Genomic DNA, 13604 nt, shown 5'->3' on the forward strand with positions numbered 1-13604 from the left:
GACCCGTTCAGACCTCGAGCTCTTCCTCGATGTCCTTGAGGCGGTGCCGGGCCAGGGCCAGATTGCCGCGGGCGCGATCGAGGGCGAGGTAGAGGAACAACCCTCTGGCTCGGCGCCCGCGTGTCGGCCGGATCAGATGGTATTGCCCGCCGAGGGTGACGAGCACGTCCTCGATGTCCTCGTTGAGCCCGAGTTGTTCGATGGTGCGCAGTTTGGCGCGAATGAGTTCGGTATTGCCCGCCGCGGCGACTTCGACATCCAGGTTCTTCGAGCCGCCGAGTACTCCCAGCGGCATCCCGCTGCCGTAGTCGACGACGGCCGCACCGATCGCGCCGTCCAGCAACATCATGTCCTTCAGGGTGACTTCCATGTCCGCCATGGTTTTTCGATTCCTCTCTCGCTCGCGTCCGGTGCGGAGCGGTGGCGCGGCGAGACGCTACGCAGCAAGCGGATGCCGCGTTCTGAAATCGCTGAAAAATCCATAAGGTACGCAATTTACGAATTATGCAATCAGGATCGACTCCGTGCAGGTCACCGCCTCGGTTACCTTGTGGCCGTGGTGCATCCGGACCTGTGAAGCCCCCTGAATGCCGTGTCCGGTTTGTCCGGCCAGTGATACGCGTGGCGGTGCCTACCGTTTGAAGCGTCCCGCGCAAGCGCGCAGCGGTAGGTCTGCGCTGGTGATTACGCCGGGTGGCGCGGCTGACACCGCGGGTATGGCATTGAGGGCGGGCAGGCCGGTCACCGTCATGCCGATCGAGGCGAAGGACGCGGGGTCGGAGAAGTCGGTGCCGGGTCTGGGCAGGATGCGGTGTTTGCTGGAGATGCAGGGATCGCCTTGGATTGTGGTGATGTAGCAGCCTTGGACGTCCCAGTGTGGGTCGGTGTCGGGGGTCATCTGCCATTCGACGTGGACTTCGACCTTGGGGACGCCATCGACGATGCCTTGGTATTTCAGGTAGTTCGCGCCCAGTGAGCCCGTGGGCAGCTTGTACCAGCCGAGGTCGATGTCCTTGGTGCACGCGCCGAGTTCGTAGGAGAAGGCGACGTCGTCGAGTCGCAGGTCGAAGCAGTCGGCCATCAGGTGGACGCCGTCGGCGAAGATTCGGGTTCCCTTCTCCAGCATGGCCGGAAGGGCCGGGTCGTCGACGAGGCGGCCGTAGCCGACCATCTCCCAGGAGCCGACCGAGTGGTGACAGGAGACGTCGACGGATTCGAGGACGGTGACGTTCTCCAGGTCGGCGACGTCGCAGGATTGGACGATGCCGAGGATCTGCATGAGGCCGGGGTTCATTCCGGTGCCGTAGAAGGTGGATCCGCCTCGGCGGCACGCCTCTTCGAGGATCTCGGTGGTGAGTCGGCCGGAGGGGTGGGGGTGGTTCTGGTCGCGGTGGTGGCCGGTGATCCAATCGGCCGTGGTCACGATGTCGATACCGGCCTCGAGGACGCGGACGTAGAGATCCTCGTCCGGGAATACGCCGTGGAAGGTCACGACATCCGGAGCGGCGGCGAGGATGTCGTCGATGGAGCCGGTGGCCGTGACACCGATGGGGGACAGGCCCGCTATCTCCCCGGCGTCTCGGCCGATCTTCTCCGGTGTGTAGCAGTGCAATCCGATGAGATCCAGATCGGGGTGGCTGCCGATGCGTTTGATCATCTCGGTGCCGACATTGCCTGTGGCGACCTGGAATACGCGGAGAGGAGTGCGAGTCGTGCTCATGGCGTGGTCTTTCCGGAGTCTGGATAGAACTGGGTCGCCCAGGCACGCAGGGCCTTGAAGCCCGCGTATTCGGCGCGGGCCAGGGCTGGCGGATCGGAATAGCGCTGGTGGGACCAGATATGGATGTCGGCCTGGAACTGGTCGATGACCGCCTGGGCGAATTGCTGTGCGCTGCGGGAGGTCCGGGTGCGATCGCGCCCGGGCGGGCAGCCGATCCAGACGCTGAAGCGCACATCGCAGGTGCCGTCGTCGACCGGCGTGACCGCGGCGACGGTGCGATTGTCGATCATGCCCCAGCTCTTGGTCACGGCCACGCCGAGTCCGGCATTGACGGCTTCGACGCCACTGTGCACGTCCTCGGCGGACACGCCCGCCTCGGCGTCGAAGGTGACCGTGAAATCCACATGGGACACCGGCCCGTCGAACTCCTGCCGGGTGAACGTCGGCACGAACGGCACCTTGTGCACGAACTTGAAGTGGGCGAAGTCGACGCCGTTCTCCAGGACGTACTGCGGATGCAACTCCAGGCGTTCCCGGAAAAGCGTTGCGGCGGGGTAGTAGTCGGCGGCGGTCCGCCCGTCACCGAATCCGGTGAAGGCGTCGGGCACATCGAAGTAGGGTTCGCGCCCCGCGGCATCGTGCCAGATATAGACCGATTCGTTCCGCTCGACCACCGGATGACTGCGTATGCGCCGCACCGGATTCGGTCGATCCTCGTAGGGAATTCGCCTGTTGCGGTCGTCGCGATCCCACTCCCACCCGTGGAACGGGCACACGATGCGCTCACCTTCGACATGCCCGCCGAACCCCAGGTGCGCGCCGAGATGCTCGCAATAGGCGTCCATGACGCTCACCGCCCCCGCCGCCGACCGCCAGGCGATCATCTCGTGCCCGAAGTACTTCATCCGATGCACCGCGCCGACGGGAACCTCCGCCGCCCAGGCCACCTGGAACCATCCGGTCGGGACCATGGACAGCGGTGGTTTCGCCATCCCAGAATGGTAGAGGGTTCTATGAAACCTGGGAAGGGCTGTAGCCATTGCCATCTCGCACCGTTCCCGCCCACTAGGATGCGGTGGATGAGCGAGGCAGACGGCAATGGCAGGCGCCCCAACCGCCGCGGCAACGCCACCCGCGAGAGCATGCTCGACGCCGCCCTGAAAGCACTCGCCACCGGCGACCGCACCGCGGTGTCGGCCAACCGCATAGCCAAGGAGATCGGCGCCACGTGGGGCGCGGTGAAATACCAGTTCGGCGATATCGACGGCCTCTGGGCGGCCGTCCTGCACCGCACCGCCGAACGCCGCGGCGACCTCCCCGTCTCAGCGCTGAACCCCGCCGCCCCCCTCCGCGACCGCGTGGCCGCCACCATCGAAATCCTCTATCACGGCCTGACTTCCAGCGATTCCCGCGCCATCGAAACCCTCCGCGCCGCCCTCCCGCACGACCGCGCCGCCCTCGAATCCCACTACCCCCGCACCGCCGCTGAACTCTCCTCCTGGAAAGACACCTGGTCCCGAGCCTGTGAACGCGCCTTCGCCGACCTCGACGTGGACCCCGCCCGCGTCCGCGAAGTCGCCGTCTTCCTCCCCGGCTCCATGCGCGGCATCACCTCCGAAAAACAACTCGGCACCTACTCCGACCTGGACGCGGCCCGCCGCGGCCTCACCAACGCCATCGTCGCCTACCTCGGGGGCTCCCGCCCCTCCTGAGGTACCCGCCCTCTTGAAGCCGGGGTGGTCCGCCACGCCGAATTCCTGCCAAGAAGTGAGCGCGGCGGACCCAGCGAACCCGGAGGCATAGGTCTCGCGGATTCGGAGGCCTGTCGTGGGTGGATGGAATTCTACTACAAGAAGGTGATGCACATCATAGTGCCCTGAGATCTGTTTTGCTGTAGCCGGATTGATGGTGGCGTGATTTGTCTGCTTTCGCGTTTTGTCGAAGGTCGACTTTGTCTTCTATGGTTATTTTGTGTGAATTCATCTGGGATCTTTTGCCAGGTCAACGGTAATAAAGCAACTCGACGCGCCGCAACGTATCGGATTGATTTCCGTATGGGAATCCGTCATTATCTACCGCAAAAGTCACGGACTGATAAATCAGCCGAGCCCGAATTCCTGCCGAAGAAGTGGGGCGAGGCAACCAGCGAACCCCGGAGAATAGCGTGAAAACTCATGCCGATTCGCCGCGGCCGGGAAATAGTGGTCAATTGACCATTGGCTCCGGGCTCAAGGCGTTGACCTTGTATGGCCCGATGGGCGTCCTCGTTGTCACAGTGCTGTGGGAGACCTATGTCAGATTTCCGGCATTCGATGACCTGATCGGCGATGCGCAGGGGCCGCTGGCGATAGCCGTCGGCGCGCGCCTGATGTGTCAGCCCGCATGCTCGGCGCTGCTACGTGGCGGGGACCGCCTGTATCGGCTGTTCGAGAAACGGAACCGGGCACTTCCCGGCGAGGACGACGGTCAGCCGAAGGGGGATGAGGCCAATGACCCCGTACCTCTTCCCTGACGGGTTCGAGCGGTTCTTCCGGGCTCGACTACCGGAGGTGAAGACGTGGATCGTGCGCGATCTCGGGAGGCACGGCACCGCCGAGGTGGACGATATCGCGCACGAGGTCATGCTGGCGGTTCTGGACAAGGCGACCCGGCAGGGCGCGGCCGATGTGGCGCTCGTGGCCTCCGACCAGTGGCTGCGCGCCGTCGCACGGAACAAAACGGTTGATACGATCCGGCGTTCGTGGCGGACGGCTCCGGTGTCGCCGGAGACCTTTGCCGATCACGCCGGATCCCCGGCCGCCAGTGGCGAGGACGAGGTGCTGGCGCAGGAATTGCTGGTCTCGGCGATGGGACGGCTCTCGTCTCGGCAGCGCGAGATCGTATCTCGTTCTGCCAGTGGGTTTTCCATCGCCGAGATTACGCGACTACTGGGTTACGACTCCGAAGCCACGGTGCGGCATCAGCTCTACCGTGCGCGCCGGATCGTGCGTGAACTGATCACCGGGACGCGTCCGGCTTCCAGTCCACCTGCGGGGAGGGATAGAAGTTGATGCCCTGGGCGGTCCAGATCGGGGCTTGGGCGGCCAGTCGTTGGCGGTAGTTCTCCCAGTTGTGGGTGGAGCGTGGGGACCAGGCGATTTCGGCGGCGTCGGGGAGGCGTGGGAAGGCCAGGTATTCGATATCGTCACTAGTTCGGATGGTTTCCGACCAGAGTGGGGCTTCGATTCCGGCGATCTGGCTTTCCGAGACGCCCTGGAGGAAGGTGGCGGGATCCCAGTCGTAGGCGTCTCTCACCTCGACGTAGCCCGCCCAGTGCAGGCCCAGGGGGGAATTCTCGTTGTACTTCATGTCCAGGTACACCTTGTTGGCGGGCGACATGAGGATCTTGTTGCCGCGGGCCGCCGCGGCCGCGACGGCGGCATTGGTGTTGGCGGGATCCCAGTACTGCGGGACGGCCGACGTGGGCGGGTTCGTGACGACGATGTTGTGCCAGGCCTGAATCTGTTTGTCGTACTGGGCGGCCAAGGGCGAGACCTTCTGGAAGAAGGTGTTGTAATCCTCGGCCGACGTGGCGTGGGCCTCGTCGCCGCCGATGTGGATATAGTGGCCCGGTGTGAGCGCCGACAGTTCGCGGATGACGTCGTCGACGAATCGGTAGGTGGTCGGGCTGGAAATGCACAGTGAGCTGTATCCGACCTCGATATCGGTGCGCGGGGGCACCGGTTTGCCATTGCAGTTCAATTCGCCGTAGGAGGCTTGCGCGGCGTTGACGTGTCCGGGCATGTCGACCTCGGGCACCACGGTGATATGGCGGGAGGCAGCGTAATTGACGATATCGGTGTACTGCTCCTGGGTGTAGTAACCGCCCGGGTCGCCGTTCACGGCGGTCTGGCCGCCGATCTCGGCCAGTTTCGGCCAGCTCTTGATCTCGATGCGCCAGCCCTGGTCGTCGGTCAGATGCAAATGCAGAGTATTGATCTTGTATTGGGCGATCTGGTCGATATAGCGTTTGACCTGATCGGGATTGAAGAAGTGCCGGGCCACGTCGAGCATCGCCGCGCGTTTCGCGAAGCGCGTGTAGTCGAGCACCGTGCCGCCCGAGACCGTCCAATCCCGTTGCTGCACCGATGATTCGTTGATCGCGGACGGGAACAACTGGCGCAGCGATTGCACGCCCTGGAACAGTCCGTCGGTAGTTTTGGCGCTCAGTGTGATTCCGTCCTCGGCCACCGCCAGCCGATAGCCCTCGTCGCCGACCTGTGGACCGGCGTCGCCGAGTTCGAAGGTGATGCCCGGCTCGTCCCGGTTGCTCGGATCCACCACCGGCAGTGGGAATCCGGTGGCGGGACGCAGCAGGCCGCCCAGGTATTCGGCGACGTCGAGGGCCTGATACTCCGCGCGGATGACGCTGTCGGCGGTCAGCGTGAAATTCGCGGACGCATCCGGCTCGGCCTGTACGGGAATGGGGACGATATCGGTCACGCCGCGTTCGGTCGGCGGCGGGGTTTCCGCGGTGGCGGAATCGGCCAGACCGGGCTGGCCGACCACCGCCAGCACAAGTGCGGCGCCGAATATCAGGGGGGAGATTAGATTTCGCAAGACACACCTCTGTCCAGTGAAGAGGCGCCAAGCATTTCACGGGAGTTTCCGCGGCGGTCTGGGGAATTCGAGTGGGGAATTGCGCCGCGCGCGGGATATCGCTGCTCCCCAGTCGGCTGACATGAACGCTTGTCCAGTTCGGGGCGATAGTCTTTGCCCCTCTATTCGAGGACGGAGATAATCATGAAATCGCTTGCGTCCCTGCTCATTCAAATCGCCGCGATCACGCCGGTGGCGCTCGCGGGCGCGGGTGCGCTCGCGCTATCCGCGAGTGCTGTTCCGATGGACACGATCACGGTCAATTTCCAATGTCAGGGCACCCCGCCGATCGGCAATCCCCAGAACATGACGATGACCTTCACGGTGACGGGTGATGCACCGGCATCCGCGAATCCCGGTGCTCTGGTGGCGATCACGCTGACTCCGGCCGCCGGATCGGTCCCCGCCACCGCGGGCGGCTACACCATCAACAATGTGCACGATATGCGGTTGATGGCCCCGTACCCGACCAACTCGACCTACGTCTCCGCGGAGCTGTCGGGCGGCACCGTCGCCGCCACGCTCGACGACTCGGACGGCAGGATCGCGGTCCATGTCTCCGACTCAATCCGGGGTGGTTCCAGCTTCACCCTGCCCTCGATCATCGCCAATGTCACGGCGGGCGCCTCGGGGGCCATCACGACCACGCTCGCGGGCACCAGCTACGCCGAACCGGGCCTGACCCTCACCGCCAATGTCCGAACACCTTTCGGCCCCTTGGACATCCCGGTCTCGTGCTATCCCGACCCCGCACCCACCTTCACGACGACCACCATCAATGCCCAAGACTGATCGCGCCAGCCGCAGGCCGCCTTCACGGCGCGATATGAAGGCGGCCGACCGGCGGATGCGGTCCCGAGAACTCAGGCGTGTACGGGCCGAAGTGACTCGCGCGTCAGGTCTTTCAGCGCCGGATAGCCATCGACGGCCATGAGGAGGTCGGCCTCGGCGAGCAGGGAACGCAGGACGTGGACGATGCCGTCCGTGCCGCCGAGGGCGAGGCCGTAGGCGTAGGGGCGGCCGATGCCGACGGCGGTGGCGCCGAGGGCGAGGGCCTTGACGATATCGGCGCCGGAGCGAATACCGGAGTCGAACAGGACGGGGACGCCATTGGCGGCGGCCACGACGTCGGGGAGGACGTCGAGCGCGGGCAGGCCGCCATTGGCCTGGCGGCCACCGTGATTGGAGCAGTAGATTCCGTCCGCGCCGCCGTCGACGGCGCGACGGGCGTCGTCGGGATGGCAGATGCCCTTCACGATCAGGGGAAGGTCGGTCAGCGAACGCAGCCACGGGAGGTCGTCCCAGGTGAGCGGGTTGCCGAAGATCTGAATCATGCGCAGGACGGCGGCCTGGGGGTCTTCCTCGGGCGTGCGGTCGAGGGAGGCGCGGAAGACCGGATCGCTGAAGTAGTTGGCCAGGCAGTGCCCGCGCAGCTGGGGGAAGTTGGCGGTGGCCAGGTCGTGCGGACGCCAGCCGAGAATCCAGGTGTCGAGGGTGACGACAATGCCTTTGAAGCCCGCCTTCTCGGCGCGTTGCACGAGGCTCGCGGCGAGGTCGCGGTCGGTGGGCGTGTAGAGCTGGAAAAGGCCGGGGGTGTCGCCGAATTCGGCGGCGACCTCCTCCATGGGGTCGACGGTCAGGGTCGACGCGACCATCGGGACGCCGGTGCGCGCCGCCGCACGGGCGGTGGCCAGATCGCCGTGGCCGTCCTGGGCGCACAGCCCGATGACGCCCACCGGAGCCATGAAAACCGGTGCGGGCCAAGTCATTCCGAACAGGTTCACGGAGAGGTCGCGTTCCTTGGCACCGACGAACATGCGCGGGATCAAGCCCCACCGATCGAAGGCGGTGACATTGGCGTCCTGGGTGCGCTCGTCACCCGCGCCACCGGCCACATACGACCAGACCGACGGCGGCATCGCGGCCGGGGCGCGCTCGCGCAGCTCCTCGAACCGCACCGGCAGGTCGGGGACCACGCCGCGCAGGCCGTTGAAATAGATCTCGTACTGATAGTCGCCGAACGCCATTTGCCGGGACCTTCCTTCCTCGACGGTACGCACCCAACGGTGCAGGATTAACGTGTCGATGCGGTTCAAGTGCAGGAAACACATGAAGGAGGTGAGGTGTGTGCAGGAAATCGATGAGCTGCTGAGCGAGGACGATCTCGCCCTCATTCATGCCCTGCAACTGCGGCCGCGAGCGTCGTGGACCGAACTCGGCGCCGCGCTCGGCGTCGACCCGGTCACCGCGGCGCGGCGCTGGCAGCGGCTCAACGGCCGCGGCGCGGCCTGGGTCGGCACCTCGCCGGGCCCGCGGCTGCTCGACCTGATCTGCGGCGCCTACCTCGACATCGCCTGCGAGGCATGGCAAGCCGCCGCGGTCGCCGCGGAACTCGCGCGCCACCCGCACATGCTCACCCTCGAACGCGTCGCGGGGGAGCATCACATCTGGGCCACCGTGGGCGCCGCCGATCTGGCGGCCATGTCCCGCTACACCCTCGACATCCTGCCCGCCGTCGCGCACGTCACCGATGTTCGCGCCCACCTGATCACCCATATGTTCACCGAGGGCGGCGACTGGCGCATCGACGCCCTCGCCCCCGACCAGCGCACCCTGCTGCGCACCCCGCCTGCGCGACCACCCGCGGCGCGCGACCGCGCCCGTGTCACCGACCTGGATCGCGATCTGCTCACGGCCCTGGCTCCCGACGGCCGCACCTCCTACGCGGACCTGGCCGCAGCCCTCGGCGCGGGCGCCGCTGCGGTGAAACGCCGTATGGAGGAGTTGACACGACTCGGCCTGCTCCGCTTCCGCTGCGATTTCGCCCGCCCGCCCGCTCGGCGGCTGGCCGGTCGCGGTCACCTTCCGGGCCACCGCGCCCGCCGCCGCCGTCGAGCGCATCGGGCACGCCCTGGTCGCCCTGCCGCAGACCCGCAATTGCGCGGCGGTGAGCGGCCCGCACAACCTCGTTCTGCAGGCCAGCCTGCATTCGGTCGCCGATGTGCTGCGCTTCGAATCCGAGCTCACCGCAGCGCATCCCGAACTCGAGATCGCCGAACGTGTTGTGACACTGCGGCACGACAAACTCCTCGGCCACCTCCTCGATGCGCAGGGCCGCTCGATCGCACTGGTGGTCCCGGACGTGTGGAGCGAGCCGGGCCGACGAGCATCGCAAACAGCGCAAGCTGCTCGCACCGCCGTTCCACGGCCGCCGCCTGGCCGTGTACGAATCCCTGATCGAGGAGGAGGCGGTCCGCGAGTTCGCGACCTGGCCGGAGGGCCGCGAGTTCGCGACCATGGACTCGATGATGCGGATCACCCTCAATGTGATCCTGCGCGCCGTATTCGTCGCCGAGGGCAAGGAATTCGACGAGCTGCGGGCACTACTGCCCAGGCTCGTGCTGCTCGGCTCCGCGCTGGCCGCGGTGCCGATGCCGCAGAATCTGCTGGGGCGCTACGGTCCCTAGGCCCGCTTCCGCGCCCACCGCCGCCACTACGACGAGATCGTCGGCAGACTCATCGGCCGCGCGGCCGCCGACGAGCGGCTCGCCGACCGCAACGATGTGCTGGCCATGATGCTGCAGTCCCGCTACGACGACGGCGCCGCCATGACCCGCGGCGAGATCTCCGACGAACTGCTGACCCTGCTCACCGCCGGGCACGAGACCACCGCGACCTCATTGGCATGGACCGTCGAACGACTGCGCAGGCATCCGGATGTGCTGCGGCGCTTGGTCGCCGAGGTCGACCCGGACCGCTTCCTCGGCGTCCGGCCGGGCACCTGGAACTGGATTCCCTTCGGCGGCGGGGCGCGGCGCTGCATCGGCGCGGCCTTCGCCACCATGGAGATGAACATCGTATTGCGCACGCTGCTACGGGATTTCACGCTCGAACCGACCTCCGCCGCCGATGAGCGCACCCATTTCCGCGGGGTCGCGCTGGCGCCCGCCAAGAAGGGCCGCGCCATCGTGCGCCGCCGACCGCCGCGCGCGGATGCCACCACCGCGGCGGAATCCGCGCAGGTGACCGCATGACGGAGCAGTTCACCGATGTCGGCCGTGGTGTCTCGCTCTGTTATCGGAGTCCGGGCGGGGGTGACATTCCGGTGGTCCTGATCGCCGGGCTCGGGCAGCAGATGCACGAGTGGCCGGACGGCCTGTGCGAGCTGCTCACCGCGCGCGGCTACGACGTCATCCGTTTCGACAATCGCGATGTGGGCAGGTCCACCCATATGGCGCATCAGCCGCCTGGCCCGCTCGATATGCTGCGAAAGCGTTGGCACACAGAGCAATACGATCTCGGCGATCTGGCCGCCGACACCGTGGGACTGCTCGACGTGCTCGGTGTGCGGTCCGCCCATCTGGTCGGCATGTCCATGGGCGGCATGATCGCGCAGACCGTCGCGGCCCGTTACCGGGACCGGGTCGCCTCGCTGACCTCGATCATGTCCACCACCGGAGCGGCCCGGGTGGGCAGGCCCGCGCTGTCGACGTGGCGGCTCATGTTCGCCCGCCCGGCGCGCACCCGCGAGGAACATATCGCGGCCGCGGTCCGCATGTATCGTTACATCTCTTCGCGAGGTTATCCGTTCGACGAGAATGTGGTGCGCGCCGCGGCGGCGATAACCTGGGATCGCGATCCGCGACCGGCCGCGGGCGTGGGCCGTCAACTGGCGGGCATTCTCAAATCCGGTGACCGCACAACCGAACTCGCCGCCGTCGTGGCCCCCACCCTGGTCCTGCACGGTGACCGGGACCTGATGGTGAATCCGACCGGCGCGACCGTCACCGCGCGGGCCATCCAGGGCGCGCGGTTGCGCACGCTGCCGGGGTGGGGGCACGACCTGCCCGCCGGTGTGTGGCCCGCGCTCACCGATCTGCTCGATACCCATATCCGCACCGCCAGGAGCTCCGATGCCCCGCACCCGTAGGCCGCTGTCCGGCCATCCCGTCATGATCACCGGCGCCGCCTCCGGCATCGGTCGTGGTCTGGCCCAATTGCTTTCGCGCCGTGGCTCTCCGGTGGCGATCGCCGATATCGACGAGAGCGGGCTGAAGCAGACGGCGGCCGGGCTGTCCGGCCGGGTGTTCACCCGGGTGCTGGATGTGCGCGATGCCGACGATCAACTGGCTTTCGCCGCCGAGGTCCGGGAGTGGCTGACCGCTCCGTTGGCCGCGGTGTTCAACAATGCCGGTGTCGCGGTGTCGTCCTCGGTGCTCGACGCCGTGCCCGAGGACGATGAATGGTTGCGGCGGATCAACTTCGACGGCGTCGTCAATGGTACCCGGGCGTTCCTGCCCATCCTGGTCGAACAGGATAGCGGTGTCATCGTGAACACCTCGAGTGTGTACGGGCTGGCGGGCATGCCGTATCAAAGCGCCTACTGTGCGGCGAAATTCGCGGTGCGCGGGTTCACCGACTCGCTGCGCCAGGAACTGCGGGGCACCGGCGTCTCGGCGGTGACCGTGCATCCGGGCGGGATCACGACCAATATCGCGCGCAATGCCCGGATCCGCAAGGACCCGGAGGGTCTCGGGCGCACCCACGAGCAGATGGCCGCGCAGTTCGAGGCGATCACCATGACCTCGCCGGAGAAGGCGGCCGAAATCATCTGCCTGGGTGTGGAACGCGTGAAGGCGCGCATCCTGGTCGGTCCCGATGCGTACTTGTTCGATGTCCTCACCCGGGTCGCGCCGACCCATTACTTCGATGTGATCGCGGTGCTACAGCGGCGGCTGGAAGCGCGTGCCAAGTCGGGAGCGACGGTATGACCGAGCATTTCGATGTGCTGATCGTCGGTGCGGGCCTGTCGGGGATCGGTGCGGCGCATCATCTGCAGGCCGCGTTCTCGGGGCGTAGTTACGCAATCCTGGAGGCGCGCGAGGCGATCGGCGAGACCTGGGATCTGTTCCGCTATCCGGGCGTGCGCTCGGATTCCGATATGCACACTCTCGGTTACCGTTTCCGGCCGTGGACGCAGGCCGCGGCCATCGCCGACGGGCCCGCCATCCTGGACTACATTCGGGGTACCGCGGCCGATGCCGGGATCGATCGGCGAATCCGATTCGGGCACAAGGTGATCGGGGCCGCCTGGTCGACGCCCGAGCGGCGCTGGACGGTGACGGTCGAACGCGACGGCGTCGCGTCCACGCTCACCTGCGGATTCCTGTACATGTGCACCGGTTACTACACCTACGATCGTGGCTACACCCCCGACTTCGCCGGAATCGACGATTTTCGAGGGCAATTGGTGCATCCGCAGCAGTGGCCGGCCGACCTGGATCACACCGGCAAGCGCATCGTGGTGATCGGCAGCGGCGCCACGGCGGTGACCCTGGTCCCCGCACTGGCCGACACCGCGGCCCAGGTGACCATGCTGCAACGCTCGCCGACCTACATCATGTCCATCCCCACCGAGGATGCCGTGGCGACGCGGCTGCGCGCCTGGCTGGGCCCGCGGCGCGCCTACACCATCACCCGGTGGAAGAACGTCCTGATCAGTACGCTGATCTATCAGCTCAGCCGACGGCGTCCGGCCATGATCCGCGAGCTCATTCGCAAGCAGGTGGCCGCGCAACTGCCCACCGGATACGAGGTGGACGTCCACTTCAAACCGACCTACAACCCGTGGGATCAACGGCTGTGCCTGGTGCCCGACGGCGACCTGTTCCGGGCCATCCGCTCCGGCCGTGCTCAGGTGGTGACCGACCGCATCGACCGCTTCACCGCCGACGGGATGCGCCTGGCCTCCGGGGCCGAGCTGGCCGCCGACATCGTGGTGACAGCGACCGGGTTGCAACTGCTCGCCTTCGGCGGCGTCGAGTTCGCCGTGGACGGCCGCGCCGTCGACGTGCCCGGCACCATGGCCTACAAGGGCATGATGCTCAGCGGAGTCCCCAACTTCGCCTTCACCATCGGCTATACGAATGCCTCCTGGACCCTGAAAGCCGACCTGGCAGCCGAATTCGTGTGCCGCCTGCTGCGCCATATGGACGCCAACGGCTACGACCAGTGCACCCCCTGGCCGGATCCCGATATCGCCCCTGCGCCCCTGCTGGACTTCCAATCCGGTTATGTCCAGCGCTCCATCCACCATTTCCCGTCCGCCGGTTCGCGCCGCCCGTGGCGACTGGGCATGAACTACGCCCACGATGTGTTGTCCTTGCGCCACGGCCGCATCGAGGACGGCACCATCCGCTTCGCGCATGCCGACCATGCGCCGGTGCCCGCCACGCCGTGAGGGGCC

The 13604-nt window shown here is 66.6% G+C and carries 14 protein-coding genes and 1 pseudogene; 10 read left to right on the top strand and 5 right to left on the bottom strand.

Annotated elements, in window-relative coordinates; translation table 11 throughout:
* Positions 1-7: 7 nt before the first annotated feature.
* The 3 genes from NC4_RS12570 to NC4_RS12580 all read right to left on the bottom strand — a co-directional run bounded on the left by NC4_RS12570 (position 8) and on the right by NC4_RS12580 (position 2712).
* The gene (locus NC4_RS12570; RefSeq protein WP_067536850.1) at positions 8-379 is read right to left on the bottom strand and encodes a hypothetical protein; all 372 of its coding nucleotides are present in this window, start codon (positions 377-379) and stop codon (positions 8-10) included.
* 252 nt (positions 380-631) lie between these two features.
* On the bottom strand, positions 632-1720 hold the full coding sequence (locus NC4_RS12575; protein ID WP_067536853.1) for an NAD(P)H-dependent amine dehydrogenase family protein: 1089 nt from the start codon (positions 1718-1720) through the stop codon (positions 632-634).
* Positions 1717-2712, bottom strand: a complete 996-nt coding sequence (locus tag NC4_RS12580; RefSeq protein ID WP_067536855.1) for a 3-ketosteroid-9-alpha-monooxygenase, oxygenase component — start codon at positions 2710-2712, stop codon at positions 1717-1719. Before NC4_RS12580 ends, NC4_RS12575 begins: the two co-directional genes overlap by 4 nt.
* 87 nt (positions 2713-2799) lie before the next feature.
* Here NC4_RS12580 and NC4_RS12585 point away from each other — a divergent pair, with 87 nt between their 5' ends.
* The 3 genes from NC4_RS12585 to NC4_RS12595 all read left to right on the top strand — a co-directional run bounded on the left by NC4_RS12585 (position 2800) and on the right by NC4_RS12595 (position 4770).
* Complete coding sequence (locus NC4_RS12585) at positions 2800-3432, top strand: TetR/AcrR family transcriptional regulator (RefSeq protein WP_067536857.1); 633 nt, start codon at positions 2800-2802, stop codon at positions 3430-3432.
* A 452-nt stretch (positions 3433-3884) separates the two neighbouring features.
* Entirely contained in the window at positions 3885-4232 is a 348-nt protein-coding gene (locus NC4_RS12590) for a hypothetical protein (protein ID WP_157554620.1), read from the top strand.
* Positions 4210-4770, top strand: a complete 561-nt coding sequence (locus NC4_RS12595) for an RNA polymerase sigma factor (protein WP_067536861.1) — start codon at positions 4210-4212, stop codon at positions 4768-4770. The genes NC4_RS12590 and NC4_RS12595 overlap by 23 nt, the downstream gene beginning before the upstream one ends.
* On the opposite strand, the gene NC4_RS12600 is transcribed toward NC4_RS12595, so the two are convergent.
* Positions 4718-6319, bottom strand: coding sequence for a beta-N-acetylhexosaminidase (locus NC4_RS12600; RefSeq protein ID WP_067536864.1), 1602 nt, complete (start codon positions 6317-6319; stop codon positions 4718-4720). The two genes, NC4_RS12595 and NC4_RS12600, sit on opposite strands and share 53 nt — an antisense overlap.
* Before the next feature lie 183 nt (positions 6320-6502).
* Here NC4_RS12600 and NC4_RS42480 point away from each other — a divergent pair, with 183 nt between their 5' ends.
* Positions 6503-7150: a hypothetical protein gene (locus NC4_RS42480; RefSeq protein ID WP_067536867.1), complete on the top strand. Its 648-nt coding sequence runs from the start codon at positions 6503-6505 to the stop codon at positions 7148-7150.
* A gap of 71 nt (positions 7151-7221) precedes the next feature.
* Here the strand turns inward: NC4_RS42480 and NC4_RS12610 are convergent, their stop codons facing one another.
* Positions 7222-8385: a lactate 2-monooxygenase gene (locus NC4_RS12610; RefSeq protein ID WP_067536868.1), complete on the bottom strand. Its 1164-nt coding sequence runs from the start codon at positions 8383-8385 to the stop codon at positions 7222-7224.
* 100 nt (positions 8386-8485) lie between these two features.
* Here NC4_RS12610 and NC4_RS41560 point away from each other — a divergent pair, with 100 nt between their 5' ends.
* The 6 genes and pseudogenes from NC4_RS41560 (at position 8486) to NC4_RS12640 (ending at position 13598) form a co-directional block, all read left to right on the top strand.
* The gene (locus NC4_RS41560) at positions 8486-9595 is read left to right on the top strand and encodes an Lrp/AsnC family transcriptional regulator (protein WP_218021077.1); all 1110 of its coding nucleotides are present in this window, start codon (positions 8486-8488) and stop codon (positions 9593-9595) included.
* On the top strand, positions 9580-9825 hold the full coding sequence (locus NC4_RS45105; protein ID WP_067536873.1) for a cytochrome P450 family protein: 246 nt from the start codon (positions 9580-9582) through the stop codon (positions 9823-9825). Before NC4_RS41560 ends, NC4_RS45105 begins: the two co-directional genes overlap by 16 nt.
* A 3-nt stretch (positions 9826-9828) precedes the next feature.
* A pseudogene (locus NC4_RS45110) lies at positions 9829-10392 on the top strand (cytochrome P450); the annotation flags it as partial.
* Entirely contained in the window at positions 10389-11288 is a 900-nt protein-coding gene (locus tag NC4_RS12630; RefSeq protein ID WP_067536879.1) for an alpha/beta fold hydrolase, read from the top strand. The pseudogene NC4_RS45110 and the gene NC4_RS12630, both read left to right, overlap by 4 nt.
* Positions 11272-12129, top strand: a complete 858-nt coding sequence (locus tag NC4_RS12635; protein WP_067536881.1) for an SDR family NAD(P)-dependent oxidoreductase — start codon at positions 11272-11274, stop codon at positions 12127-12129. The genes NC4_RS12630 and NC4_RS12635 overlap by 17 nt, the downstream gene beginning before the upstream one ends.
* The gene (locus NC4_RS12640) at positions 12126-13598 is read left to right on the top strand and encodes a flavin-containing monooxygenase (RefSeq protein WP_067536883.1); all 1473 of its coding nucleotides are present in this window, start codon (positions 12126-12128) and stop codon (positions 13596-13598) included. Before NC4_RS12635 ends, NC4_RS12640 begins: the two co-directional genes overlap by 4 nt.
* Positions 13599-13604: the final 6 nt, after the last annotated feature.

The sequence above is a fragment of the Nocardia crassostreae genome, assembly GCF_001613405.1.
In the GTDB taxonomy this organism is placed as follows: domain Bacteria; phylum Actinomycetota; class Actinomycetes; order Mycobacteriales; family Mycobacteriaceae; genus Nocardia; species Nocardia crassostreae.

What these genes read in the sequence shown, in the direction of transcription:
- NC4_RS12640 (WP_067536883.1), top strand. Translation starts at nt 12,126, where the DNA reads ATGACCGAGCATTTCGATGTGCTGATCGTCGGTGCGGGCCTGTCGGGG.
- NC4_RS12575 (WP_067536853.1), bottom strand. Translation starts at nt 1,720, where the DNA reads ATGAGCACGACTCGCACTCCTCTCCGCGTATTCCAGGTCGCCACAGGC.
- NC4_RS12585 (WP_067536857.1), top strand. Translation starts at nt 2,800, where the DNA reads ATGAGCGAGGCAGACGGCAATGGCAGGCGCCCCAACCGCCGCGGCAAC.
- NC4_RS12635 (WP_067536881.1), top strand. Translation starts at nt 11,272, where the DNA reads ATGCCCCGCACCCGTAGGCCGCTGTCCGGCCATCCCGTCATGATCACC.
- NC4_RS12630 (WP_067536879.1), top strand. Translation starts at nt 10,389, where the DNA reads ATGACGGAGCAGTTCACCGATGTCGGCCGTGGTGTCTCGCTCTGTTAT.
- NC4_RS12580 (WP_067536855.1), bottom strand. Translation starts at nt 2,712, where the DNA reads ATGGCGAAACCACCGCTGTCCATGGTCCCGACCGGATGGTTCCAGGTG.
- NC4_RS12610 (WP_067536868.1), bottom strand. Translation starts at nt 8,385, where the DNA reads ATGGCGTTCGGCGACTATCAGTACGAGATCTATTTCAACGGCCTGCGC.
- NC4_RS12595 (WP_067536861.1), top strand. Translation starts at nt 4,210, where the DNA reads ATGACCCCGTACCTCTTCCCTGACGGGTTCGAGCGGTTCTTCCGGGCT.
- NC4_RS12570 (WP_067536850.1), bottom strand. Translation starts at nt 379, where the DNA reads ATGGCGGACATGGAAGTCACCCTGAAGGACATGATGTTGCTGGACGGC.
- NC4_RS42480 (WP_067536867.1), top strand. Translation starts at nt 6,503, where the DNA reads ATGAAATCGCTTGCGTCCCTGCTCATTCAAATCGCCGCGATCACGCCG.